An 18,868-nucleotide genomic window follows, 5' to 3' on the forward strand; every position below is an offset into this window, starting at 1 on the left:
CGAGATGAGGTGAACACACGATGAGCTCACTGCAGGCAGAGAGGAGCCACGTGGATCAGAACGAGCCAGGACCAGATATCGCGCCAGTGCTGACGGTTGAGAACCTCCGAGTGGTGTTCGCCAAACACGGTCGCGAGGTCCAAGCAGTCAATGGCCTGAACTATCAGCTGTCCCCGGCCGGACTTTGGCCATCATCGGCGAATCCGGCTCCGGCAAGTCGGTCGGAGTGCGGGCCCTGATGGGGCTCCTGCCGCCGAGTGCGAAAGTGACCGGATCGGTCCGGCTCAACGGGCGGGAGCTCGTCGGTCTCAGCGAGAAGGCTCTGATGAGCGTCCGCGGCAGAGAGATCGCCATGATCTTCCAAGACCCGGCGGCATCCTCAACCCGACGATGAATGTGGGAAGCCAGATTATGGAGGCAATACGGCTCCATAGCCCGATGAAGAAGCACGCCGCCGAAGCGAAGGCCATCGAGCTTCTCAAGCTGGTGCGTCTGCCCTCGCCGGAAACGCGGATCAGTCAGTATCCCCACCAGCTCTCCGGGGCATGCGGCAGCGCATCGTCATCGCGATAGCGTTGGCCTCGGACCCCAAAGTTCTCATCGCCGACGAAGCCACGACAGCATTGGACGTCACCACCCAGGCTCAGATCATGGAGCTGCTCGTGGACATTCAGGAGCGGCTGGGAACTGCGGTCATCATGATCAGCCACGACATCGGCCTGGCTGCGAACTATGCGCACGATGTGATGGTGATGTACGCAGGCAAGGTCGTCGAGCACGCGAACACCAAATCCCTGTTCAGCAACGTGCAGATGCCCTACACCAAGGCACTCCTGGGGGCCGTTCCGCAGCTCACCACAGTCCCGCATTCCAAACTCACGGTCATCGGAGGACACCCCGGACCTGAGCAGCCTGCCGCAGGGGTGCCCCTTTGCTCCACGCTGCCCCCGCGCCACGGACGTGTGCACGGAGGAGGAACCGCCATTGGCGCAGCAGAACGACCAGCACAGCTACGCGTGCTGGCATCCCGTCGGCGGTCAGCGGCTGGAGACTGCGGGAACCGCAGAGCTTCTCACGGCAGATGCGCAGGAAGGCGCCCGTCCAGAGGACCCAGCATCGACAGAAGGACGCGATGGATTCGCGTCATCACTAGATGAAAGAGCCAAACGATGACCGGCAGATCAGCGAACATCGGCACTGTGCCCTCCGCATCCACGCGGGAAGTGCCAGATTCCGCCGCGCACAGTGGGGCGGCTTCGGAGCAGGAGCCGCTGCTCGTGGTCAAAGATTTGGTCCAGGAATACGCCACCCGCGGGCCGGGAGGCGTGAAGACCGGAACAGTGCATGCGCTATCCGGCGTCTCGTTCGAGCTGTACCCGGGCGAAGCTCTGGGCATCGTCGGTGAGACGGGCTCCGGAAAATCGACATTGGCCCGCGCCGTGATCAACGTGGAGGAGCCAGTTTCGGGGACCGTCGAGTTTCGCGGCAGACGCATGAGCGGCATGTCCCGAAAGGACCTTCGGGCCGTGCGCGCCGAAATGCAGATGGTGTATCAGGACCCCTTCGGCTCGCTGAACCCCGCTGGCGCGTGTCTGATGTCATCTCCGAACCCATGCTGGGGCATACCAATATGTCCAAGCAGCAGCGTCGGGAGCGCGTCGAGAAGCTCCTGGAGATCGTCGGCCTCGACCCCAGCATCTACTGCAATCGCCGACCCATAGAGCTTTCCGGCGGGCAGGCCCAGCGCGTAGCCATCGCCCGCGCTGTCGCGCTCGAGCTAAGCTCTCATCATCTGCGATGAGGCCATCTCCTCCTTGGACGTGCTCATTCAAGCCCAAGTGCTCAACCTCTTCGAGGAGCTGCGCCAGGACATTGGCCTGGCCTACCTCTTCATCGCTCACGACCTGGCCACGGTCAAGCAGATCAGTGATTCAGTTGCAGTGATGCACCTCGGCCAACTGGCAGAGATCGGACCGGCCGAGACCATCTATGACGCTCCCCGGCACCCCTACACCCGCGCCCTGCTGGATTCGATTCCGATACTGAACGTCGAGACCGGAGAGGCCAAACGGCCCGTCCCGCTGAAGGGCGATCCGCCGTCCCCGCTGGACCCCCGTCCGGCTGTCGCTTCCGCACGCGCTGCCCTTTGGCGCAGGATATCTGCGCCGAGGTTGAACCGATCCCCAGCGACGTGGACGACGGCAGCCGCAGACCGCACAAAGTCGCGTGCCACTTCCCGCTGGAGCCTGGCCAGATGCTGCCGAACCGGTAACCCGGTAAGCGGCGGCCGCGGCATCGGTGTAGCCGCCCCGCAGACGCAGAGGAGGGGCTGGAGATGATCATCTCCAGCCCCTCCTCTGCGTCTGTTCGTCTAGGCTTCTTGGGCGACCACCATGTTCGAGTCCACCAAAGAGCTCACGGCCCTGATGTAGACGTCCTGAGACGGTTCCGCTACGCCGCATGGCGACGATTGCCGCACGAGCACTGGGCTGGTCGCGCAGGGACTCGACGATCTGCACCAAGGTGCGGTCCTTGAGAAAGGACAGCTTGCGGGTTCCAAAGTGGTACAGCAGGGCGCCGAACGGCTCAGGCCGCACCGACACCTGTGAACTCAGCTTCCACGCCGATTCTGGGTCAAACACTGTCACGGAGACTCAGTACACGCCGCACATGCCGTCGATGGAGACTTCCTCGATCAACGAATCCGCCTCCACTGTGCTCTCTGTGTCCTCTGCGTCCGTTCGGTCGGGCTCGATGTGGTCGTTCATGGGACAGTCCTTTCGATTGAGCCGTCAGGAAATTCGAGACAGCGGATTCAGAACGTGATATGCATCATAGTATTGGCACAGAGTGTCGATGAGAAGAGATGGAGGGAAAACCCCCTCCGACTACTGTCAGGCGGAAGAGTGATGTGGAACTTGAGCGAGTCGTGCTGAGGTGAAGGTGTGATGCAGGCTGTTGCAGCAGCGCCAGGCAAGAGCCCTCCCAGGCGGGTGGGCAGAGCGCGACTGACCACTGCTGACAGCCTGGGCCGCACTGGTCTGGATCTCTTCATCAAGTATGGATTCGACCATGTCACGGTCGAAGACATCGCGGAAGCCGAAGGCATTGGCCGTCGCACCTTTTTCCGATACTTCTCTTCTAAGAATGACTTGCCATGGGGCGATTTCGACGGTCTCCTGCTCCGGATGCGTTCCCGGCTGGCTCAAGCACCCGCAGAGACCCCGCTCTTCGACGCACTGCGGGAATCGGTCGTCGACTTCAACCGCTTTCCGCACGATGAAGTCCCTTTTCTGCGTCAACGCATGACGGTCCTCCTGACCACCCCGACCCTGGTGGCCCATTCTGCCCTCCGGTACCAGGCCTGGAGGAGGGTGGTGGCAGAGTTCGTGGCAGAGCGTCTCGGCGTGGCGCGGGACTCCCATATGGCGATCACCCTGGGCCAGGTCTGTCTGGGCATCAGCCTGTCGGCCTACGAGGAGTGGCTGGTCGATGATTCACTCGTGCTGGCTGACTTGATCAGCGGCGGTTTTCACGACGTCCGCGCAGTGTTCGCTTACTGACGACATGACCAAGCACTACGACGTCGTGGTGGTAGGCGGCGGAGCCTCCGGCTGCGCCCTTGCGGCCCGACTCAGCGAGAACCCAGACATGTCTGTTCTGCTCATCGAAGCTGGGCCAGTCCCCGGAGCGGGCGAGACGCACACCGGAGACTCGCAGCTTACGAGCTCCCTGCAGTCAGTTTACTCAGGCCACGACCTGAACTGGGACTACCCCAGTTCCCTGTTCGAGGGGCGGAGTGGAAGGTGGCCCGCGGCAGGGCCTTGGGCGGGTCGATGGCCATCAATGGGGTACTTCGTAAGGGCCCACCCGGGAGACTTCGCCGAATGGGCGGCCGCCTCCGGAGACGACCCGCGCCACTCGTCATGGTCGTACCCCAACGCCCTCCCGATTCTCCGAGCACTCGAGACGGACCTGGACTATCCGGATTCGACGCTGCATGGCAGAACGGGGCCCATGAAGATTGCTCGCGTGTGGACACAGTCTCCGCGCGAGGGTGCATCAGGACCATTGGACGACTCTTTTCTCGCCGCAGCGCTCAGCGGCGGTGCCGTGTGGGAAGCAGACAAGAACGCCGGTGGCATACCCGGTATAGGTCCTGTGCCGATGAACTCGATCGGCGGTGTCCGACTGCATCCCGGGATGCAGTACGCGGCACCGGCTAGGAGCGGCCCAACCTGGAGGTCCGGGGAGCTCTCGCGCGCTCAGACTGCGCTTTCATGGACGGCGAGTCGTCGGAGTTGACGTCAGTGCTGCTGCCCATGGAGGCATTGCCGCTTAGCGTGGAGAGCATCGACTGCGGAGAAGTGGTGCTCACCGCAGGGGCTATCGCAACACCGCAGCTGCTCCTTCTGTCCGGGATCGGGTAGGCCGAACAGCTGCACCGTCACGGAGTGAGCGTGCGTGCAGAGCTCCCCGGCGTGGGCCAGGGAGTGAGCGAGCATCCGGACGTCGGCCTGCCCCTGGTGGTGCGCCCGGGGTTGAGCAGACCGACGCCGCAACCGCCTTCACGCTCTCCTGGAACTTTTCAGCCGGAACTCGGCCAGACGGTGCGCCGGGGGCGGACCGCGGCAGACCTCTGAGCCCCGATCAGCAGAACGAGGTGATATCGAGCTGCTCCTGACGTCGGTGCCCCACAGCCGCCTCTTCGGAATTGAAACTGACCTCGCACGGCGAACCTACTCGCTGCTGGTCGGCCTCCAGCGCCCCGAATCCCGAGGTCTGATTTCGCTCCGTTCGAACAGTCCGTTCAGTCCGCCGAACATCGACTACCGCTTCCTGACTGCCGGGGAGGACCTGAGAGGCTCCGCGTCGGCATGCGGACCGCGGTGGATGTGCTGGACGCGGAACCTGTGCGCGCACTTCTTGCGGATTCAGCCGGAGAGCGCCTGGGGCGGTGATGGACGACAAGGCGACGTGGCAGAGGCGGCTGCGCGCACATATCGGTCTCCGCTTCCACACGTGCGGCAGCGCGAGGATGGGACCGGCGTCCCGCGCCGACTCTGTGACGGACTCCGCAGGAGTGGTGCACGGCGTGGAAGGTCTGCGAGTGGCGGACCTGTCTCTGCTGCCCTCAGCTCCTCGCGGGGACCGGCGAACACTGCAGTGTTCATCGGAGAGATGATCGCGCGCGCCATGGCGTAGCCGTCCGGCTTCGTCACCCCGCGGTCTGCAGAGCCGCGTCGTCGGCCGCGTCGGACTCCGCCGCATCAGCCAGCCAGTGCTCCACGTCGATCGCAGCGGTGCAGCCTGAGCCTGCCGCCGTGATGGCCTGGCGATACGTGGGGTCCAGAACGTCCCCGGCAGCGAAGACGCCGGGGAGGGAGGTCCTGGAGCTTCGACCGTCGACCCAGGCAGTGCCCGCGTCAGTGAGCCTCAGCTGGTCTCGGAACAGGGCCGTGCGGGGTCGTGACCGATCGCGACGAACACTCCTGTGACGTCGAGCACGGACGCATCTCCGGTCACGGTGTCCCGGAGAATCAGGCGACTGACCTTGTCTTCGCCCTGAACCTCGGTCACCTCCGCGTTCCAGAGGAAGCTGATCTTCTCATTGGCCTTCGCCCGATCCTCCATAATTTTGGAGGCTCGAAGCTCCTCACGGCGGTGCACGACCGTCACACGGGAGGCAAACTTGGTCAGGAAGAGGGCTTCCTCCATGGCGGAGTCGCCGCCGCCGACCACGGCGATGTGCTGCTCACGGAAGAAGAAGCCGTCGCAGGTGGCGCACCAGCTCACTCCGTGCCCCGAGAACTCCTTCTCCCCGGGGACGCCCAGCTCACGGTAGGCCGACCCGGTGGCGAGAATGACGGCCCTCGAGTGCAGCACGGCTCCGGCGCCGGTGGTGACCTCCTTGATGGGGCGGTCCAGGATCAGTGCCGCGGCGTCCTCGTGACGGATGTCGGTGCCGAAGCGACGCGCCTGCTGCTCCATCTTCATCATGAGGTCGGGCCCCATGATTCCTTCGGGGAAGCCTGGGTAGTTCTCCACATCGGTGGTGTTCATCAGCTCACCGCCTGCGGTCACCGATCCGGCCAGCAGTATGGGCTTCAGGTTGGCTCGGGCGGCATAGACGGCAGCGGTGTACCCGCAGGGCCGGAGCCGACGATGATGAGGTCATGGACCAGGTCTGGGGTCTGTTCTGTCACGATGGGTCCTTCATGCTAGAGAGTGCTGCGTCACTCACTCATGGTCACCGGCTTCGCGTCCTCGAACAGAGTTCGTTCCATCACATGGAACGTGGAGGAGGCGGCGACGGCCCTGTGCGGCCGTTGCGCAGCAGCTAACCCGGGACCGCTTGGGTCGCGTCGGCAGCAGCGCTCGGACTGAACGCGCACGCCACGCCCCGATCCACACACCCAGGCCGTAGGCGCAGTCGTCCAGCCGACGGGCCAGGGCGAAGCGGAAGGGGTCCATCCGGGGTTTCAGCCGCCCGTACTCCCATCCTGCATCTGCAAGTGCGGCCATCAGCACAAGACGGCGAGCGCGCGGAGAGATGCTCGCCGCAGCTGCGGCTGCAGGCCACCAGTGGCGAAGCGTCAGTGCCAGACCCTGGGCTGCCGCGGAGGTCAGTCCGAAGGTCGACAGCCGGAGGGCCAGCACCGTGCGTGCGCCCAGCTCTGGCGTCGTCCTGCGCAGCCGATGGAGATTGACCGCCGTGGCGATCAGGGTGGCGGCGGATGCCGCAGGCACTGACCAGGCCCTCTGGGCTGCGAGCGCGCCCAGAACGATGCCCGCCCATGGAGACATCACAGCAGGGGCGACGAGTGCTCCGTGCCGCTGTGCCAGCAGCGCCGCTCCGGTGCCGTAGATGAACTTGCGGCCGAGCCAGGCTTCCACGCTGGAACGGTGCTGGTGCTCGACGACGGACTGCGGCTCGTAGCGGACTCGCCACCCGTCATGGACAAGGCGCCACACGAGGTCGACATCCTCGGCCACTCGCATGTCAGCGCGGAAGCCTTCCCCGATTGCTCTGGTTCGGGCGAGCAGGCAGGTGGTCGAGAGCCAGGAGTGTGGCGAGTGCGGGCGCACTGAGGAGGCATCCGGACCATGGTCCAGTGAGGACCGGGCGTTCTCGTACCTCAGGACCCAGCTTGACTCTTTCTGCGGAAGGCCCCGAACGCGGGGAGCTGCGGCAGCGAGCTGCGGATCTGCGAAGTGTCGCAGCAGCAGGGGATGCTGCTTAGGCGCGCAGCACGACGTCTGTGTCGATGAACACAACGAATTGAGTCTGCACCTGTGCCAGCCCATGGTTTCTCGCGGCCGCGGGTCCTCCGTTCTCAGAGAGTCTCATGACCTGGGCGCCGAAGGTCCTGCAGAGAGCTGCGATCTGCGGGCTGGCGTCGCCGGAGGCGTCGTCGACGACGATGACCGAGGAGGTGGGAAGCTCCGCGGCGACGCTCTGCAGCAGCCTGCGCAGCGCCTCGGTTCTGCGAAAGCAGGGGATGACGACGGTGATGTCAGCGGTGCTCAGTGCTGGCAGGGTCTCCGGCTCGGGATCGGCCATGCCTACCCTCACCAGGTATCCGGCTACACGTTGGCTGGTCGCCCCCGTGATCGTGAGCCGCCGCCCCTTCTGAGGCAGCGTCTTTCGGTCATGGTCCGAATCTGCATGCGAGAACGCCTGTGCCGCCTGGGGGTGAGCCGCGCCACTCGGGAGGGGAGCCTCCCATGAGGATCCGTCCTGCGTCGAACACGTATGTGTGGGCGTTGAGCCGCACTGAGGCGCCGAGCGGCAGAGCCAGCCTGTCCTCTCCCGGGGTGCTCATATGCTCACTGCTTCGTCAGTCCTCTATCATCCTGATCGCTGCTCCGCTTAAGCAGGGCGAGACAGCCGGTCTCTGCCACATTCCATGCCCGGTAGCGACGATAGACACTCTCGACGACAGAGCTGAGCAGCTCTTCTCCCTCGGCTGGATCGGCGCCTGTGGGGTCACCCAGCACACCGTTGGACGCCACTGCTTTGACCCCGCCCGCCATCAGGTCAGGCAGAATCTTCTCCAACGGCTCGATGACGCCTGGTTCTGCCTTGGACAGGTGAACGAGATCAGGCTGAATGTGCAGCATCAGTGAGGTCTCCACTCGGCCCGCGTGCGCGTCCTCTTCCGGACCGGGCAGGCCATAGCCGTTGGCGCACGGCAGCCATCCGGTCTCCTGCCCTCGTCGCGAAGGCGGGGCACCGCACGGGACAGGGACGCCACGTTCCCACCGTGACCGTTGACAATCACGAGCCTCGCCGCCCAGTCCGACACAGAGCGGCCGTATTCCAGCAGCAGAGCGCCCAGTGCTTCATGCCCGATCGAGATGGTGCCCTGAAAGTTTAAGCATGCTCCCCGCTGGCTCCGTAGGCGACCGCGGGAGCGATGAGGACGTTCTCGGAGTCGGCGCTGAGACGCTGCCCCAGCTGCTCGGCGACAGCCTGCGCGATGCGGGTGTCAGTATCGACCGGCAGGTGGGGGCCGTGCTGCTCGGTGGACCCCAGCGGCAGCAGAACAACGGGCTCGTGAATCTCCGGCCACGGCCATCGGCTGAGCTGCAGCTGGGGCCCGACGGTCTGCATCATTGGCTGCTGAGGGCGGCAGTCGGTCGAGGCTGCGGGGTTACCCCGTCGCAGCGGCGTCGCTGGCGGCTGTTGTGCGACTCGTCGAGTTCCTGGTGTCGACCACCGGACCCGCAGTGTCACGGGGCTCCCCAGGCGGAGGAAGAATCCTTCCGGCACCACAAGGTCGTCGGGAGAGAGATCATGAATCGACGCCTTGCCCTGCCCGAGAACCGCGGCCTCCAGACCCCCGCGCATGATGTCCAGGACGTTTTCGACGCTTACTTGACCATTCGCCGCCAGACCCCAGAGGTAGGCCCGCCCGATCATCACCGCCTTAGCACCCAGTGCCACGGCCTTAGCCACATCGGAGCCGCGGCGGACACCGCCGTCGAGGAGCACTTCGATCTCGTCGCCCACGGCCTCCGCAATGCCGGGCAGCACACGGATGGTCGCCGGCGTTGTGTCAAGGTTGTTGCCCCGTGATTCGACACTGAGATCGCGGTGACGCGGCATCCACCGCACGTTTGGCGTCGTCGATGCGGGTGACGCCCTTGAGCATGAATGGTCCGTCCCACTGCTCGCGCAGCCAGGCCACATCTTCCCAGGTAGGCGGTGGAGTGCCCATCCATTCTCCATAGGCGCCGAAGAAGGTGGGCGCTTCTCCCGGGTGCCTGGAGATTCGGTGCGGTGAGGTCGGGAACGCGGCCCGATTTCAGGAAGCTGTAGAGCCATTTCGGGCGAGTGAGCGCCTGGGGCGCAAACTTCATGGCCGTTCTGAGGTCCAAGCGCTCGGGGATCCAGGGGCTCCCCAGTCCCGCCCGTTGGAGAAGGACCAGTCCAGGGTGGCGATAATGCCTCGAGCCCCGGCCTTCTTTGCGCGGTCCATGCGCTGCAGCATCTGCTCCCGGGTGCCGCACCAGTACATCTGGAAGAGCGTGTTCTCGTTCGCCGCTGCGACGTCTTCGACCGACTTTGATGCGAAGGAGCTCAATCCGATGGCGGTGCCCCTATTGGCGGCAGCGCGCGCCACCGCGATCTCTCCTTCTGGGTGCACCGCCTGCACTCCTGTGGGGAGATCAGCACAGGCATGGAGAGCTGCATGCCCATGACTTCTGTGCTCAGTTCGCGGTGAGGCTTGTGCCCGGCCACGTGCGGCGCGAATCCGATCTGAGCAAAGGCTTCCTTATTCTGCTCGATGGTCACGCCCTTCTCTGAACCGGCTATCAGCGCGCCGTATACGGAGGGCGGCAGGTGCTCCTTGGCCCGCTGCTCGGCGAGGGAGACTGTTTCGAACCAGTGGTTGGCCATGGGGTCGCTTCCTTAGGTGACTTTGGGCTTGAATTACTCGGCGGCCGCCTGGTCGGGCGCGAATCCGGCCAGCGGATTGTCATTGCATGCGGAGACAGGAGGGGCGCTCGGCGCCGGCGGCTTGGCCCCAATCGTGACGGAGACTTTGCGGTTCGTCGTAGGTAGCTCGAGCCCGCTCGTGGTCTTGGCGGTGAGGTGCGGTGCGAGTGGTCCCCAGAGGGCTTGGGGAGCTCAGCGCCGTCGCGATCGTTGAGCAGCTCCTCGCCGAAGCCGCGCACGCATTCCGGGTCCGGGCCGTCCAGGGGCAGTCCGGTGAAGAACTTCGCGGCCATACAGCCGCCCTTGCAGCTGTCGAAGAAGGAACAGGTCGAGCAGGCTCCGCCTGCCTGCGGTTCGCGCAGATCCTTGAACAGCGTCGACTCTTTCCAGACCGTTTCGAATCCGCCCTCGTCACGTACATTCCCGCAAGGAAGTCATCGTGGATGGCGAAAGGACACGCGTAGACCTCGCCGATAGGGTCAATGAGGCAGACCACGCGTCCTGCGCCGCAGAGGTTGAGTCCAGGCAGCGATTCGCCGAAGGCAGAGAGGTGGAAGAACGAATCGCCGGTGAGAACATCCTCACCGTGGGCCAGCAGCCATTCGTAAAGCTCCTCTGCTGCTCCTTCGTCGGGTGCAGGTCGTCCCACACGTCGACGGCCCGCCCCGAGGGGCGAAGCCGTGTCAGGCGCAGCTGGGCTCCATATCGATCCGCAATCGCTTTGAACTCGTCCAACTGGGGATGTTCCATCGTGTGCAGACGACGGAGAGCTTGAAGTTCTTCATACCCGCGTTCTGCAGATTCTCCATGGCTCGAATGGCCATGTCGTACGAGCCCGCGGAGCGAATATAGTCATTCACCTCGGCGTCCGCGCCGTCCAAGGAAATCTGCACATCCACATAGTCGTTCGCCGCGAGCATCGCTGCATTCTCGGGAGTGAGCTTCACGCCATTGGTCGAGAACTTCACGCCGACGCTGTTGCTCGTGGCGTACTCGAGCAGCTCCCAGAAGTCGCTTCGGACCGTAGGCTCTCCACCACCGATGTTCACATAGAAGACCTGCATCCTCTGCAGCTCGTCGATCACGGCTTTGCACTCCTCGGTGCTGAGCTCGCGGGGTCCCTCCGCCCTGAGCTGGACAGACAATGCGTGCATGTGAGGTTGCACGCGTAGGTCAGTTCCCACGTCAGACATATGGGCGCATCCAGCCCATATTCGAAGTGGTCCACCAGGCGCATCGGCTTCGCGCCAGCAGGAGCCCCGCGGAAGCTGAAGGTCGGGCCATGGCAACGGGCTCTGCCGTCATGAGAGCTGCCTTTCGGTTGCATCGACACATTGCAGAAGTCCCACTCTGACGGAGGCCGAACAAGCACCCATCAGTGTGATGCATCCCACACTAATGGCACCGAGTGCCATCCGTGTGGTGCTCCTTCTGCCTCACGGAAGACACCCCTGACTGCCTCGGCCGATGGTGGCATCAGAGCATGGATGCAGAAGTGCCGATGCGAAGTATGGATAAGAAAGTGGCCGTCGTGACCGGCGGCTCAAGCGGCATCGGCCGAGGCATCGCCTTAGCTTTCGCCGAAGCTAGGCATGAAGGTGATCGTGACGGGCCGGCGCCAGAGCCTGCTGGATGAGACCCGCGACCTGTTCCGCTCGAAGGGCCTCAAGGTCGAGGGCCAACGCGTGGATGTCACTGACCTTGGAAGTATGCGTGGACTGGCGGATGACGTGCAGACTCGCTACGGCAGAGTGGACGTGCTGGTCAACAATGCCGGAATCGGCCTGACCGGTCCGGTGGCAGACGCCACCGAAGATGACTGGAACTGGGTCATCGATGTCAACATTCGTGGCGTCGGCCACAGCATCCAAGCGTTCCTGCCGAAGATCCAGGAACACGGCGAGGGAGGCTGGATCATCAACACGTCCTCGATGGGCGGACTGCTGCCCATCGTCGCTTACCTGTACTCCATGACGAAAGCCGCCATCATCGCTCTCTCTGAGGCGCTGCACATTGAGCTGCTTGATCAGCAGATCGGCGTTTCTGCCTATCTGCCCGGACCGGTGCACAGCAACATCGCCCTCGGCACCAGCACGAGACCGTCGCACTACGGCGAGTCGGGGTATGCGCCCGCTTCAGCCGAGTTCGCAGCAAGGGCCAAGCAGCAGCCGTACATGTCTGCCGAAGAGGCTTAGTAGGCGGGTGCTCCACGGATTACGACGTGGGGACATGTTTATTCTGACGCACCCCGAATTCAAGGCCGGAGTCGTGAAGCGCCACCGAGCGATTGAACAGTCCTTTCCCCAGGAACCGATCCACGAAGACCGCGCAGCTGCGATTCCCTTCCTCACGGACTCCCCGTCTACTGGGAGGAGAATCGGAGTTCGCCCCTGGGCCCCTTCACCCTCGTGACGGACGCGCAGCTATGCGCGCCCTTGCCACGACTTTCGCGGGCCTGTTGTGATTTACGACACTGCGTGCCATAGTGATCGAGAGATCATACAGTGTCGTATGTTAGGGGTGCCGTGAATGAACGACCTTGCCGAACCGAAGCTGACTGCTGCGGGCCGAGTCCTGGCGCTGCTGGACGCCTTCACCAAAGCAGGCAATCCACTTTCCCTCTCAGAGATAAGCCTAAGCAGGCGGGACTCACGCTGACCACCACACACCGCCTTGTGAAGGAAGTAGTGCAGTGGGGCGGGCTGGAGCTTGACGAGTCGGGCCGCTACTACCTGAGCGGCAAGATGCTGGGACTCGCTTCCACGTCTCAGGCGATGTGCCTGCGAGAACGAGCGCTTCCGCACCTCATGGAGCTGCACTACCAGACAGGCATGAGCGTACAGCTTGCCGTTCGCGAGAAGCATGAGGTGATGTATGTGGAAGCCCTGCGCGCTCACCCGAACTACACCGGGCGGAACAAGATGGGCGGCCACTTTCAGCTCCACGTCACGGCCAGCGGACTCGTTCTGCTTGCCCACGAACGCGATGAATACGTTGAGGATTACCTGCAGCAGCCGCTGAAGCGCTACACCGAACACACTATTGCCGATCCTGGCCACCTTCGCTCTACGCTGAAAGACATCCGGCAGCAGGGGTACTTCGTGGCTCATCGCTGCGTCTCCCCGTCGGCTGGCGGGATAGCGGCACCGATTGTCGGACTCGACGGCGAGGTGCGCGCTGCAGTGGGCCTCACCTACGAAGTCGGGAAGGTCAACCCCGCAGCGCTGGTGGATTTGGTGCGAGTCAACGCCACTCGGATCACACGGGCTCTGCGTGAAAAGCCTCAGCTGGATCCGCGAACGGTGGATTTCAATCGTCGCCAGGCAGGGATCGCCTGACGAGCCGGGTCCTGCGCACTACCTCTCCAGATAGTCGGAGCATTTGTCGGCGGCAGGGACGTCTCGGCGGAGCAGCCACAGGCCTTCGTCATCCTCCACGACGGGCTCGAAGCCCAGCCGCTCAGCCCGATCGAAGGCCTCGTCAGGGCTCAGCGGACTGCTGCCGCCGAGCTCTTGGACCCGGTCATCGATGATCAGCCACTGAAGATCCTCCTCGGCAGTCGTGCCATTCAGCCCCGCGTAGGTGCGGTCCGTCAGATGCGGAACTGCAGTGTCGGCAGCCTCGACGCACGCGTCGTCAGGAACCATCTCCACCACGCGCTGATGAGCGAGAGCTCGCTCTCCCATGCTCCAGTTCTGGCCCGTCACGGTGTGGTGGAAGGGGAAGACCTGGGGAATGCGAGCGTGCCGACCACTGCCGCTGCACACATCGCCGCAGGGACGGCGTAGGCGACGGAGGCCCGGTATGACGTTCTTCGAGGCCCCTATAGGTATTCCCCACGGGACTGGAGGCAGCAGCTGCCGCTGGTGGACGATCCGTCGAGCCACATCCATCGCTGCCAGCAGGAAGATCGGCGCAAGGATGGCGTCGTACTGGTACACCGGCGCCCAGACGTTGAGCCGGTCGTTCCACAGCCTGGACAGCAGGACCGGCAGTCCCAGCAGCACGTAGGGACTCAGCAGAGGAAGCATCAGAGTCGGCAGAAGGTGGAGAAGCCACAGGCCCACCTTCAGAGGATGGTCGAAGAGGGCGGCGACGGCCTGCCAAGGCTGTGTGACGATCGTGAGGAGAGCGGCCGTCGCGCCAGCTCCGAGGGCCGTGTACTCCCAGTACTGGAACTCCCCATGCGGCGCGAAGTGGGGAATGACGACTCCCACGGCGAACCACAGGCCCAGCAGGCCCAGTGCCGCTGTGGCCAGCGCACACTTCCATGCCCCTCTGATGAGAAGAACCGCAGACAGAGCGAGCAGAGTCGCCCCCATGTCCTCGCGCACCAGCAGAAGCAGAGCGCCCAGGCTCACGGCGTACGCGAAGCGGCGACGCTCCACCGCCCATATGATCCAGGCGACGAGAGGGACACCGAAGGCAATCTCGTGAAAGTCCCAGTTCACCAGTGCTTGGAACGGCCAGAACAGGAGCAGCCCTGCAGCTCCCATGAGTGCGGGTCCGTGGCTGAACCACCCACGGATCACGAGATAGACAGGAATCGCTGCCGAGACCAGCAGAAGGACCATCCCGACGTTGAGCACCCGCGGGTCGTCCCAGAGCCAGTAGAGCGGTGCGAAGAGCGCGATGATGGGGTGAAAGTGATCGCCGAGGAGATGGAAGTCCTCGCCCTTGATGGGAACGATCGGCGCATTGAAGAGCGAATACTGCCGCACCGCCTGGTCGAAGATGCCCAGGTCGTAGCCCTTCGCCTCGAAATTCCGGAACCGCAGCAGTGAATGGGTGAGAGAGAGCGCTGCAGCTGCCGCCATGACGAGCCCAAGGTGAAGCTGATGGCGCAGAGGCAAGGGAGGCTTCTCCTTCGAGGCGAGGCTCGGGTCCAAGGGTTCCGGGGCATCCCGGGCCCATCATGCGCTGGGGCCACGGCCCTCGTACGATCCAGCACTGCGCCCCGGGAGGGATTCGAACCCCGACCAGCGGATTAGAAGGCCGCTGCTCTATCCCCTGAGCTACCGGGGCAATGACCTGACCAGTCTACTCGAGCTCTGTTTTGCACGCCGCATCGAATTGTAAGCCGACTCCCAAGCGCGTCCACGGGCGGTCACGATCCGGCCGCGCCTCTCCAACGACGCGGCAAAATTCGACAGACGACGCTCACAGTCCACCTGTGAATCGTCGCCTGATCACCAGCCGCGTCAGAAGGAGAGCACGTCATGACGGACACCATCGTCGTTCGGGGCAACGTGGGAGCAAGCCCGCAGTCCCCTCGAGCGAGGGCAGCTTTGCGAGCTTCCGGATCGCCTCGACGCACAGCGTTTACAGCGGCGGACAGTGGGAGGAGCGCAACACCACCTGGTACACCGTGAAATGCTGGCAGCGCTTGGCCTCCAATGCCTGCGCGTCGCTCAGCAAAGGAGACCCCGTCATAGTGGTGGGCCGACCGCAGCTGCGGTCGTGGCAGAGTGACGACGGCAAGAGCGGGCAGGACCTGGAGATCTTCGCGGAGAGCGTCGGCCACGATCTCTCGCGAGGGACCGCCGCATTCACCCGAACGGGGCATAAGGCTGACGGCGCAGGCAACGACGGGAATGCGGCCGAGCCTGAGACTGTGTCGAACTGGGAGGCAGCTGCGGGCGAAGACCCCCGTTCTGACACCGCACGCCCCGGCGGGGAGGCACATGTCGTCGGAGGACCGACCCATTGGGCCGGTCGCAGCCGAGGCCGTGCATCCCCGCCCGGGAGGAGGGGTCAGTCTCGGGTCAGGCGCCGGTGCGTCACACGGCTGGGCCGTGCGGCGTCGGCGCCGAGCCGCTCAACCTTGTTCTCCTGGTACGCCTCGAAGTTCCCTTCGAACCAGTACCAGTTGGCGGGATTCTCGTCCGTTCCCTCCCAGGCCAGGACGTGTGTGGCCACACGGTCGAGGAACCACCGGTCGTGTGAGATGACCACGGCGCATCCCGGGAATTCCAGCAGAGCATTCTCCAGGGAGCTGAGTGTCTCGACGTCGAGGTCGTTGGTGGGCTCGTCGAGCAGGAGGAGGTTCCCGCCCTGCTTGAGGGTCAGTGCCAGGTTAAGGCGGTTGCGCTCCCCTCCGGACAGCACTCCGGCCTTCTTCTGCTGGTCCGGACCCTTGAACCCGAATGCCGAGACGTAGGCGCGCGAGGGCATCTCCACGTTTCCGACCTTGATGAAGTCCAGGCCGTCGGATACCACCTCCCACAGGCTCTTGTCGGAGTCAATGCCGCCGCGGTTCTGGTCCACGTATGAGATCTTCACAGAATCGCCGACCGTCAGGTCGCCGGCGTCGTGATTCTCCATACCCACGATGGTCTTGAAGAGCGTCGACTTGCCGACACCGTTCGGACCGATGACGCCGACGATGCCGTTCCTGGGGAGCGAGAAGGAGAGCCCGTCGATCAGAATGCGATCGCCGAAGCCCTTCCTCAGCTGCTCCGACTCGATCACCTGCGTGCCCAGGCGAGGTCCGGGCGGGATCTGGATCTCTTCGAAGTCGAGCTTCTTGGTGCGCTCGGCCTCCTCAGCCATCTCCTCATAGCGGGCCAGGCGAGCCTTGGACTTCGCTTGGCGGCCCTTGGTGTTGGAGCGAACCCACTCCAGCTCGTCAGAGAGGCGCCGTGCAAGCTTGGCGTCCTTCTTGCCCTGGACCTCCATGCGAGCCTTCTTTTTCTCCAAGTATGTGGAGTAGTTGCCCTCGTAGGGGTAGAGTAAGCCGCGATCCACTTCGCAGATCCACTCAGCCACGTGGTCGAGGAAGTACCGGTCGTGAGTGACGGCCAGGACAGCGCCGGGGTAGGAGGCAAGGTGCTGCTCGAGCCAGAGGACCGACTCGGCGTCCAAGTGGTTGGTGGGCTCATCGAGGAGGAGCAGATCCGGCTTCGCGAGCAGCAGCTTGCACAGGGCTACGCGGCGACGCTCACCCCTGAGAGGTGCGTGACGGCCTCATCGCCGGGCGGGCACCTGAGCGCATCCATCGCCTGCTCGAGCTGGGAGTCGAGATCCCATGCGTTGGCGGCATCGATGTCACCCTGCAGCGCACCCATCTCCTCCATCAGGGCGTCGAAGTCAGCGTCAGGATCAGCCATCTGCTCGGAGATCTCGTTGTACCGCACGAGCTTCTGGTAGATCTCGCCGACACCCTCCTGAACGTTGCCCAGGACGGTCTTGTCCTCGTTGAGCGGAGGCTCCTGCTGGAGGATTCCGACCGAGTAGCCCGGAGACAGCCGCGCCTCCCCGTTGGACGGCTCGTCGAGGTAAGCCATAATCTTCAGAATCGTCGACTTGCCCGCACCGTTCGGACCGACGACGCCGATCTTCGCCCCGGGAGGAAGGACATCGTCACGTCATCGAGGATGACCTTGTCGCCCACTTTTTCGGGCTTTGACCATGGTGTAGATGAACTCTGCCATGGGCTCCACCCTAAGCCATACGAACCAGGCGACCGGCCCCTGCGCCGGTGCGGCTCAGACGGTCGAGGGTACTTCGCCGGAGCTGACGACGTGATGTGCTCCAGGACGCGAACGACCTGAGCCGAGTAGCCGAACTCGTTGTCGTACCAGACGTAGAGGATCGCCTGACGACCGTTGGTGATGGTGGCGAGGCCGTCGATGACGCCTGCAGCTCGGGAGCCGACAAAGTCGGTCGAGACGACTTCTGCGGAGTCGATGTAGTCCACCTGCGAATGGAGCGGCCCTTCCAGGGACTCCCTCCGCAGGAAGGCATTGAGCGAATCCTTGTCAGCCTCACGGTTGAGCTCGAGGTTCAGGACTGCCATCGACACGTCCGCTGTGGGCACTCGAATGGCGTTGCCGGAGAGCTTCCCTCGAGAGCAGGCAGGGCCTTGGAGACCGCCTTCGCGGCTCCGGTCTCCGTCAGGACCATGTTCAGCGCCGCAGAGCGGCCGCGCCTCTCGCCCTTGTGGAAGTTGTCGATGAGGTTCTGGTCGTTCGTGTAGGAGTGGACGGTCTCGACATGGCCATGGTCGATGCCGTACTTGTCGTGCATCAGCTTGATGATCGGCGTGATCGCGTTGGTGGTGCAGCTCGCCGCCGAGATCAGCGTGTCGGAATCAGCGACATCAGTGTGGTTGACGCCGTAGACGATGTTCTTGATGTCGCCCTTGCCGGGTGCGGTGAGGAGGACCCGCTCCGCGCCCGGGGAGCTCAGATGCCTCCTCAGACCCTCCTCATCACGCCACATCCCCGTGTTGTCCACGACGACGGCGTTTCGGATCCCGTATGCGGTGTAGTCGACGTCCTCGGGCTGGTTCGCGTAGATGACCTGGATGTATGTGCCGTTTGCGATGATCGCGCTGTTCTTCTCGTCCACACGAATGGAGTAAGCGAAGGGCCCGTGCACGGAATCGCGTCGCAGCAGGGAGGCTCGCTTCGCGAGATCGTCGCCTTTGCCCTGACGGACGACGACGGCACGCAGGCGAAGCCCGGACGCGGACGAGGCGTGGCTGATCATGATGCGGGCGAGGAGTCGGCCGATGCGCCCGAACCCGTAGAGAACCACATCTGTCGGCTCGGGGTCCCCTCCCGCGTCGCCCGACGACGTCGGCCAGCTCCGCGCGCAGGAACGTCTCGAGCTCCGTGGCGCCCGACCTTTGAATGCGTTGTTCAGCCGCGCCAGGTCGACACTGGCTGAGCCTAAGTCGAGACGGGAGAGGGCCTGGACGAGCGGAAGCGTCTCTGAGATGGGAAGCTCCTGCTCGTCCACCTGACGAGCGAAGCGGTGCGCCTTGAGGATGTCGATGGCTGACTGGTTGACCAGCTGCCGCCCGTAGATTCCGGTGACGACGTTGTTCTCCCGGTAGAGCTGACCGATGAGGGGAATCATCGCCTCTGCCTGAGCCTCTCGCTCATTCCAGGAATCAAGGTGCTCGGTGATGGATGC

Annotated in this window: 22 protein-coding genes, 1 tRNA gene and 3 pseudogenes; 9 read left to right on the forward strand and 17 right to left on the reverse strand. The window is 64.0% G+C overall.

Annotation, left to right across the window (positions count from 1 at the left end; translation table 11 throughout):
- Positions 1-184 precede the first annotated feature (184 nt).
- From K0H76_RS12005 to K0H76_RS12020, 4 genes are all read left to right on the forward strand, one after another.
- A complete protein-coding gene (locus tag K0H76_RS12005) occupies positions 185-394 on the forward strand; it encodes an ATP-binding cassette domain-containing protein (protein ID WP_258933137.1) in 210 nt (69 codons plus the stop codon).
- Positions 395-545: 151 nt separating this feature from the next.
- The gene (locus K0H76_RS12010; protein ID WP_258933138.1) at positions 546-1,157 is read left to right on the forward strand and encodes a hypothetical protein; all 612 of its coding nucleotides are present in this window, start codon (positions 546-548) and stop codon (positions 1,155-1,157) included.
- A gap of 12 nt (positions 1,158-1,169) precedes the next feature.
- The gene (locus tag K0H76_RS12015) at positions 1,170-1,721 is read left to right on the forward strand and encodes an ATP-binding cassette domain-containing protein (protein ID WP_258933139.1); all 552 of its coding nucleotides are present in this window, start codon (positions 1,170-1,172) and stop codon (positions 1,719-1,721) included.
- 99 nt (positions 1,722-1,820) lie between these two features.
- Positions 1,821-2,339, forward strand: coding sequence for an ABC transporter ATP-binding protein (locus K0H76_RS12020; RefSeq protein ID WP_258935403.1), 519 nt, complete (start codon positions 1,821-1,823; stop codon positions 2,337-2,339).
- On the opposite strand, the gene mftB is transcribed toward K0H76_RS12020, so the two are convergent.
- Together mftB and mftA are read right to left on the reverse strand one after the other, a co-directional pair.
- Positions 2,340-2,597: a mycofactocin biosynthesis chaperone MftB gene (mftB, locus tag K0H76_RS12025; RefSeq protein WP_258933140.1), complete on the reverse strand. Its 258-nt coding sequence runs from the start codon at positions 2,595-2,597 to the stop codon at positions 2,340-2,342.
- Between the two features lie 57 nt (positions 2,598-2,654).
- Positions 2,655-2,768 (reverse strand): mycofactocin precursor MftA, encoded by a 114-nt coding sequence (gene mftA, locus K0H76_RS12030; RefSeq protein WP_146341667.1) that lies wholly within the window; start codon positions 2,766-2,768, stop codon positions 2,655-2,657.
- Between the two features lie 225 nt (positions 2,769-2,993).
- Between mftA and mftR the strand changes: the two genes are divergently transcribed.
- Genes mftR through K0H76_RS12045 form a run of 3 tightly spaced genes read left to right on the forward strand, consistent with a single transcriptional unit; the run spans position 2,994 to position 4,430 of the window.
- The gene (mftR, locus tag K0H76_RS12035; protein WP_258933141.1) at positions 2,994-3,563 is read left to right on the forward strand and encodes a mycofactocin system transcriptional regulator; all 570 of its coding nucleotides are present in this window, start codon (positions 2,994-2,996) and stop codon (positions 3,561-3,563) included.
- Between the two features lie 4 nt (positions 3,564-3,567).
- Entirely contained in the window at positions 3,568-4,305 is a 738-nt protein-coding gene (locus tag K0H76_RS12040; protein ID WP_258933142.1) for an FAD-dependent oxidoreductase, read from the forward strand.
- The gene (locus K0H76_RS12045; RefSeq protein ID WP_258933143.1) at positions 4,302-4,430 is read left to right on the forward strand and encodes a GMC family oxidoreductase N-terminal domain-containing protein; all 129 of its coding nucleotides are present in this window, start codon (positions 4,302-4,304) and stop codon (positions 4,428-4,430) included. The genes K0H76_RS12040 and K0H76_RS12045 overlap by 4 nt, the downstream gene beginning before the upstream one ends.
- A 788-nt stretch (positions 4,431-5,218) precedes the next feature.
- Here the strand turns inward: K0H76_RS12045 and trxB are convergent.
- The 10 genes and pseudogenes from trxB to K0H76_RS12095 form a co-directional block, all read right to left on the reverse strand.
- Positions 5,219-6,206, reverse strand: a pseudogene (trxB, locus tag K0H76_RS12050) (thioredoxin-disulfide reductase).
- Positions 6,207-6,240: 34 nt separating this feature from the next.
- Positions 6,241-7,308, reverse strand: coding sequence for a hypothetical protein (locus K0H76_RS12055; protein ID WP_258933144.1), 1,068 nt, complete (start codon positions 7,306-7,308; stop codon positions 6,241-6,243).
- Positions 7,241-7,564 (reverse strand): glycosyltransferase, encoded by a 324-nt coding sequence (locus tag K0H76_RS12060; RefSeq protein ID WP_258933145.1) that lies wholly within the window; start codon positions 7,562-7,564, stop codon positions 7,241-7,243. The genes K0H76_RS12055 and K0H76_RS12060 overlap by 68 nt, the downstream gene beginning before the upstream one ends.
- An 88-nt stretch (positions 7,565-7,652) precedes the next feature.
- Positions 7,653-7,826, reverse strand: coding sequence for a hypothetical protein (locus K0H76_RS12065; protein ID WP_258933146.1), 174 nt, complete (start codon positions 7,824-7,826; stop codon positions 7,653-7,655).
- 4 nt (positions 7,827-7,830) lie between these two features.
- On the reverse strand, positions 7,831-8,124 hold the full coding sequence (locus K0H76_RS12070) for a creatininase family protein (RefSeq protein ID WP_258933147.1): 294 nt from the start codon (positions 8,122-8,124) through the stop codon (positions 7,831-7,833).
- Positions 8,125-8,377: 253 nt separating this feature from the next.
- On the reverse strand, positions 8,378-9,040 hold the full coding sequence (locus tag K0H76_RS12075; RefSeq protein WP_258933148.1) for an alpha-hydroxy-acid oxidizing protein: 663 nt from the start codon (positions 9,038-9,040) through the stop codon (positions 8,378-8,380).
- Between the two features lie 22 nt (positions 9,041-9,062).
- Complete coding sequence (locus tag K0H76_RS12080) at positions 9,063-9,224, reverse strand: alpha-hydroxy-acid oxidizing protein (RefSeq protein ID WP_258933149.1); 162 nt, start codon at positions 9,222-9,224, stop codon at positions 9,063-9,065.
- 138 nt (positions 9,225-9,362) lie between these two features.
- The gene (locus tag K0H76_RS12085; RefSeq protein ID WP_258933150.1) at positions 9,363-9,653 is read right to left on the reverse strand and encodes an alpha-hydroxy-acid oxidizing protein; all 291 of its coding nucleotides are present in this window, start codon (positions 9,651-9,653) and stop codon (positions 9,363-9,365) included.
- Complete coding sequence (locus K0H76_RS12090; RefSeq protein ID WP_258933151.1) at positions 9,587-9,907, reverse strand: alpha-hydroxy-acid oxidizing protein; 321 nt, start codon at positions 9,905-9,907, stop codon at positions 9,587-9,589. Before K0H76_RS12090 ends, K0H76_RS12085 begins: the two co-directional genes overlap by 67 nt.
- A gap of 722 nt (positions 9,908-10,629) precedes the next feature.
- Entirely contained in the window at positions 10,630-11,031 is a 402-nt protein-coding gene (locus K0H76_RS12095; RefSeq protein ID WP_258933152.1) for a radical SAM protein, read from the reverse strand.
- A 519-nt stretch (positions 11,032-11,550) separates the two neighbouring features.
- On the opposite strand from K0H76_RS12095, the gene K0H76_RS12100 reads away from it, so the two are divergent.
- Together K0H76_RS12100 and K0H76_RS12105 are read left to right on the forward strand one after the other, a co-directional pair.
- Positions 11,551-12,141 (forward strand): SDR family NAD(P)-dependent oxidoreductase, encoded by a 591-nt coding sequence (locus K0H76_RS12100; protein ID WP_258933153.1) that lies wholly within the window; start codon positions 11,551-11,553, stop codon positions 12,139-12,141.
- Positions 12,142-12,621: 480 nt separating this feature from the next.
- Complete coding sequence (locus K0H76_RS12105) at positions 12,622-13,284, forward strand: hypothetical protein (protein WP_258933154.1); 663 nt, start codon at positions 12,622-12,624, stop codon at positions 13,282-13,284.
- 18 nt (positions 13,285-13,302) lie between these two features.
- Here the strand turns inward: K0H76_RS12105 and K0H76_RS12110 are convergent, their stop codons facing one another.
- From K0H76_RS12110 to K0H76_RS12130, 5 genes and pseudogenes are all read right to left on the reverse strand, one after another.
- Positions 13,303-14,763 carry a DUF2079 domain-containing protein gene (locus tag K0H76_RS12110; RefSeq protein WP_258933155.1) on the reverse strand — a complete coding sequence of 487 codons (1,461 nt, stop codon included), beginning with the start codon at positions 14,761-14,763 and terminating at the stop codon, positions 13,303-13,305.
- A gap of 136 nt (positions 14,764-14,899) precedes the next feature.
- Positions 14,900-14,971 (reverse strand) — tRNA-Arg (locus K0H76_RS12115).
- Positions 14,972-15,700: 729 nt separating this feature from the next.
- Positions 15,701-17,379: pseudogene (ettA, locus tag K0H76_RS12120) on the reverse strand (energy-dependent translational throttle protein EttA).
- Between the two features lie 203 nt (positions 17,380-17,582).
- Positions 17,583-17,744 (reverse strand): annotated as a pseudogene (locus tag K0H76_RS12125) (glyceraldehyde-3-phosphate dehydrogenase); the annotation flags it as partial.
- Positions 17,732-18,811 carry a glyceraldehyde-3-phosphate dehydrogenase gene (locus K0H76_RS12130; protein WP_258933156.1) on the reverse strand — a complete coding sequence of 360 codons (1,080 nt, stop codon included), beginning with the start codon at positions 18,809-18,811 and terminating at the stop codon, positions 17,732-17,734. The gene K0H76_RS12130 and the pseudogene K0H76_RS12125, both read right to left, overlap by 13 nt.
- Positions 18,812-18,868: the final 57 nt, after the last annotated feature.

Origin of the sequence: Nesterenkonia pannonica (assembly GCF_019575955.1) — a bacterium.
GTDB lineage: Bacteria > Actinomycetota > Actinomycetes > Actinomycetales > Micrococcaceae > Nesterenkonia > Nesterenkonia pannonica.